Here is a 5,407-nt window from a genome sequence, read left to right on the forward strand (position 1 = left end):
CGTCACCAGAGGTATATCGATAGGTGTCACTACCGCGACCACCGTAGAGATAATCATTCCCCTTGCCGCCAATAAGGGTGTCATCTGACGTGGTACCAGTCAATCTGTCGTCGCCATCACTACCCGTCAGCGGAGCCGGCCCAAATAAGCCTGACAATTTAACTAGATGTTCGTGTGACCAGCTTGTGCCGTTGGCGAAAATGACGTGTTCGATGCGCGCGGACTCGTTGATGAGCGCGTCCTTGATGGTGATGCTGTCGGCGCTGCCGGCGAAGGTCAGAACCAGATCTCTGCCGCCATTGCCTTGTACAACGGAGACATCGCCCGGATTAATTCCAGCGCCCAGCTGCAAGGTATCGTCACCACCGCGGTTGAAGTAGTCAACATCATCAAGGATCGTATCCTGGCCATCGCCAGGATTGAAGATGAAGGTATCGTTGCCGCTACCGCCGGTCAGGAGATCGTTGCCGGTTCCACCTGTGATGATGTCGTCGCCGCCTCGGCCGTCAAGCGTATCGCTACCAGCACCGCCGTCGATCACTTCATTGCTCGCGGTGCCATAGATCGTATCGGCGCCGGATGTTGATGCCATGGACATGGCAGCCAGATCGGTGAACGACCAGCTTGTGCCGTTGGCGAAAATGACGTGTTCGATGCGCGCGGACTCGTTGATGAGCGCGTCCTTGATGGTGATGCTGTCGGCGCTGCCGGCGAAGGTCAGAACCAGATCTCTGCCGCCATTGCCTTGTACAACGGAGACATCGCCCGGATTAATTCCGGCGCCCAGCTGCAAGGTATCGTCACCACCGCGGTTGAAATAGTCAACATCATCAAGGATCGTATCCTGACCATCGCCAGGATTGAAGATGAAAAGGTCGTCTCCCCCACCACCGGAAAGTAGGTCGTTCCCTTCTCCCCCGCGCAGCAAGTCTGCCGCTTGGCGACCTTGAAGAATATCATCGCCCGAAAAGCCATACAACGCGTACCTACCGCCGGGACGATCATCACCTGAGAGAGTATCATTGCTAGCTGTACCGTATAGCGATACATTGCGGATCGCCGCGATGGCCGCAGCATTGTCTATATCACTCTCGTTGGAAGCTGGGGTAAGCATCCCTACCAAGTAGCGTTGCAAATAATCCCCTTCGCCACCATAGAGAGCGCTGCTGACGTAAGGCAAGAATGCACTAAGGTCGGACAGCTGCCGGATCTGTTGAATCTGCGTGCCAGATACCTTCGATGTAAGGAGCGACAACAAAAGATCGGGCCTGCCACTCACGCAATCGGTTGATTGATCATAACCAAACACCGCATATGGCGAAAGGGAATGATCAAATATGTTCGGATCACCACCCTCGGCGACTTGAAGCAAGTATGCAGAAATAGCAGCCTGAACAACAAACCGTCCAGTAAAACCATCAATTAATTTATCATACAGGGCGTTGATTACTTTTGCCTGTCCGACTGAGATATTCTTTTCCCAGAAAGGCTCTCCCCAGAATGCCTCGAGGATAGACAATTTGTGGTAATCAACGTTTACACCGCGATCATCGCGAGGACGATCGATCGCGCCAACCCACTCATCCACAAGCGAAGCTACACGGGAGCGCAGCATAGGAGCTGCCATCCCATTACTTTCTAGTGTCAATAGCCTGACATTTTGGAGCAGCGAATTGTTCTCTGATGACGCGATTGACAAATCTCGAACTCTCCCAAATCCGCGCAGCTCTGGAAGAAGCACAGCAGTTTGATCATAGGCGAAATTTTCTGGCCTGACGTAAGCAGTGTTTTGCTTGCTTACGGCGAAATATACGCTGGCGGTATCTGCATTCCTTCCATCTTCGAAATGTGCAACCCCTCCCTTAGCAATCAAATTTCCCTGACTAACCGCGCTTACATTCGAAGCTTTGAGATCAAGTGATACCAAACCAACAGACGAAAGGGCAACAATCTCTCCTTGATCGCTAATACCGTCGCCATTTGAGTCACGCCAAATCTTGAGGTCGGAGAACTTACTGTCCTCGCTGTTGAGTACTCCATCATTATTTGTGTCAAACTCGCGCAGAGCATCGAACGCGTCAACGGTGGCGCTTCCAAAGAGCTCGGAGCCATCATCGATTTTGCCATTCGCATTCTTATCGTATACAAGAAGGGCATCATCGCGGCCAACCCAGCCCGTGCGCTCTCTGAAGCCGTCGCCATCGTAATCAAAATAAGTAGATCCTGCGAATTCTGACGTCAATTCTATTCCGTCACCGTCTAGGTCAATAACGAACGGGTCCCGTGGCTGAGGGGGACTGCCAGGCATCGGCTGGCCCGGCGATCTTCCGGGGTTTGGCGAACCGTTGGGAAGTGGAAAGAAACCAGGATCGCCGGGCCTAGGCGGCGGACCATTGGGGTTGGGGTTGGGGTTGGGGTTGGGGTTGGGGTTCGGGTTCGGGGTCGGGTTCGGGTTCGGGGTCGGGTTCGGGTTAGGATCAGGGTTAGGATCAGGGTCGCACTTGCCCGGCCCTCCGTTAGGATTCTCATCAGTTAAAGTGCGAGTCTTTTCCAACTGCTTCATAGAATTTTGCAATGCGCTATTGTAGTCACTTACCGTCTGGTAGTTCGCTACAGCGGACGCAGTTAGCTTTGCTCCGGTATTTGCAATTGCTTCTCCTAAACCAGCGGAAACCGCATTATCAATCCCGGTTGCACTGGCAAGGTCTAAAGCTGTCGCATCATACTTTGATCCGTTAACGTGAGACTTAAGGTGTTTGCCGATATAGCCTGCCATGCCAGGTAGATTTGCCATAGAATCAATGTAATCAAGCAATCCCTGAGCCATATGATTGCCATCACTTTCGCAGGTCATATTTTTCTCCACCACCTTATTAGGAAATTATTAATAGATTGCTGTTATCGGCAGCCCACTCATTTATACAATCAGGATGCCGCAAAATGAGAGGTTTGGCATGGCTAATTATTGGTCTTTTAGCAGGTTGCAGTACAAATAATTTCAGTGAACAGGAAAACGATGCCAGTCAGTGCTTTGCAATTGCAATCGCTTTCAAAGAAATAATCCGCCAATCTGGCGCACCCTTGGATAAGCTAGACTCTGCCGAGCGCATATTGAGGGTACAAAGAAACAGATTTGAGAAGAATGTTGCCGACTTGAGCTCCCGCGGAGGTGATCTCAATTCATATACTGCTTTGACGAAGCGGACGGCAAGTCTAGTCAACAGAAACCCCCAAGAGTGGCGGGAAAAGTATTTGGCATGCCAGAACTGATCTTCGCAAATCCCAAGTTTCAATGCTCATTTGCCTAGACGCTAATATATTTATTCGGCAACTTTATTTAATGATCTCACAAAGAAATCTTAATTAAGATGCTTCGAAATACGCTCGATAATGAAGGTTTCATAACGTTAAGATGACATATTATTCATGTCAATGGAAGTCTCTTCTTAGCAGGCGTTGGCCGCCGACCCATGCAGCGAGCCGTGGCCTGCCGCCCGTTTCCTGGACCGCCTTGAGTGGGAGTCTTTAATCGTAAAAGATGGCACAAGAAGCGGACTGAGCATAAGATGATCTAATTTCTCGGAAGGCGCATATTGGACTTGTTGTGAAGTGCGCAGAAAACGGCACGAGTGTTGGCGAGGCAGGCCGAAACAAAAACTGATTAGCCAGGCGACGTTTTGCGCATGGCGCGAGAAATGTGCGGGGCTGATGTCGTCGGAGATGCGGCGGCTGGGATAGCGCGAAGAGGAGAGCGTCAAGCTGAGGCAGCTCGTGGCCGACCTGCGCTTCTTTAACGCTTTGCTGCGGGACGAGACATTCGGATTACGGTCAATCCAGGTTTGATCGTAATCCGATTGGATCACGAAAGGTCCGCGTTCACAAAGGAAGAGAGTTCATCTCGCGCGTGCCAGCTACGGCATCGGACGGAACACCGTCCGGCCCGGTTTCTTCGCTGACAACTATCTGCCGCCGCTCGAAATGGCCGTACATGTGGGGCTTTTCCCTTCGTTGACGGGCGACAGCCTGAAAGCGCCGCCCGCGAGGCGCGACATCGCTCGCGTGGCCGTCGCCGCCCTCATCGATCCCGACCCGCAGGCGGACACAGCTATCGCCCGACCGGGCCGACGCTGCTGAACACGGCCGAGATGTCGACCGTCATCGGGCGCGTGTTAGGCCGTCGGGTGGCCCGGGTGGAACTACCGTGGTGGCTATTCGCGCAAGCCGTCTGCCTGCAGGGCGCGGTCGGCTACGATTTGGGCCAGGACCGTCACTATCTGTTCTATCGCTAGCAAGGTGCGGTCTCGCAAGGTGGACCGACGACGATGTGCTGACCAGACCGGAACGCCGGCGGAGACGTTCGAGACCACCGTGAGGCGCTTTCCGCAGCTGCCTGAAATGGCCCCGCCCATGGGCAATCGCCTTCGGACGGTCGGTCGCTTCCTCATCACTCCGTTCGTGCTGCCCGACCCTCACGCGGTCGGCCGGCGCGCCGCCGCGCCCCTCGCCTCTGCCGACCGCACACGCTCGGTCAACACGTTCCATGGCTTGGCTTGGCGCAGGGTCATCCCAGGGTCTGAGGAGTGGCAGAGTTAGCCTGACCCATCACTTGCCTCCCGTCGTCGAAGGGGTTGGCGTAGGCTAGTCCCGCAGCTTCGCGTGCTATCGCGGGATCATCAGCACACGGTGCTAAGCGAACGGATCCTCCTCTTAAACGTTCTTGACCTCGACGAGCCAATGCCTGCTGTCCGCCGGGACGACGTGGAAGCCGGGCGCGATAAACTCGCCTTCCGGAAACACGTGTCCGCGGTCCTCCCGAGTCAGGAGTCTGAACTGGCCCAGGCTGACGAGCGGCGCCTCGATCATGGCTTCGACGCGCGTCCATGCAGCAGCAACTGATCGCGGAGTCCGCTGTCAACGGCATGCTGTACGTGCTCGGTAAAGGCATTCCGCACGTGCGGCGTGCCGAGCGATAGTCCACGTTCGGCCGCGAACCGTCCAGGTTGATCCATGAGGTCGAAGGCCTTGGGCATGGAGCCCTTCTAACCGGCGGGCACCGGCATCGGAACCAGGCCGCCCTTCGCGCGGAGCTACGCATGGCTGTGAACCCGAAGCGCGATACGACGGCTTGGCACGCGTTTACCTGACGCTGCGGCACCGTTGCTGCGCGGCCACCTGACCGAGGGAGCGGGTCAGTACCTCGGCGCCACCTTCAGGACACCGGCCCGCTGTGGCAGATGACCGGGCGCTACCCTGTGCCCCTTGTTCGCGGAGCGTGCTGCCACGAGCGCGCTTATCGTGCCTGCGATCCGTGCGCGTTCGGTCATGGTCAATGAACCGCGCCGGGTTTGCCGGAGGCCGTTGGATGTGAGTCACGCTGCCATATCGACGATGTTTGCGGCAGCATAGT

At 55.3% G+C, this 5,407-nt stretch carries 2 protein-coding genes; both read right to left on the reverse strand.

Going from position 1 to position 5,407, the window contains the following annotated elements; genetic code table 11:
• Window positions 1-2,854 (reverse strand): calcium-binding protein (locus IQ292_RS17850; protein WP_275298351.1); only part of this gene is annotated, 2,854 nt, incomplete at its 3' end.
• Window positions 2,855-4,859: 2,005 nt separating this feature from the next.
• Window positions 4,860-5,030, reverse strand: a complete 171-nt coding sequence (locus IQ292_RS17510; RefSeq protein ID WP_203311587.1) for a hypothetical protein — start codon at window positions 5,028-5,030, stop codon at window positions 4,860-4,862.
• Window positions 5,031-5,407 lie beyond the last annotated feature (377 nt).

It is taken from the genome of Sphingomonas beigongshangi (assembly GCF_016820445.1).
GTDB classification, from domain to species: domain Bacteria; phylum Pseudomonadota; class Alphaproteobacteria; order Sphingomonadales; family Sphingomonadaceae; genus Sphingomonas; species Sphingomonas beigongshangi.

Excerpts from the sequence above, each read along its gene's own strand:
- IQ292_RS17510 (WP_203311587.1), bottom strand. The coding sequence starts at position 5,030 with ATGCCCAAGGCCTTCGACCTCATGGATCAACCTGGACGGTTCGCGGCC.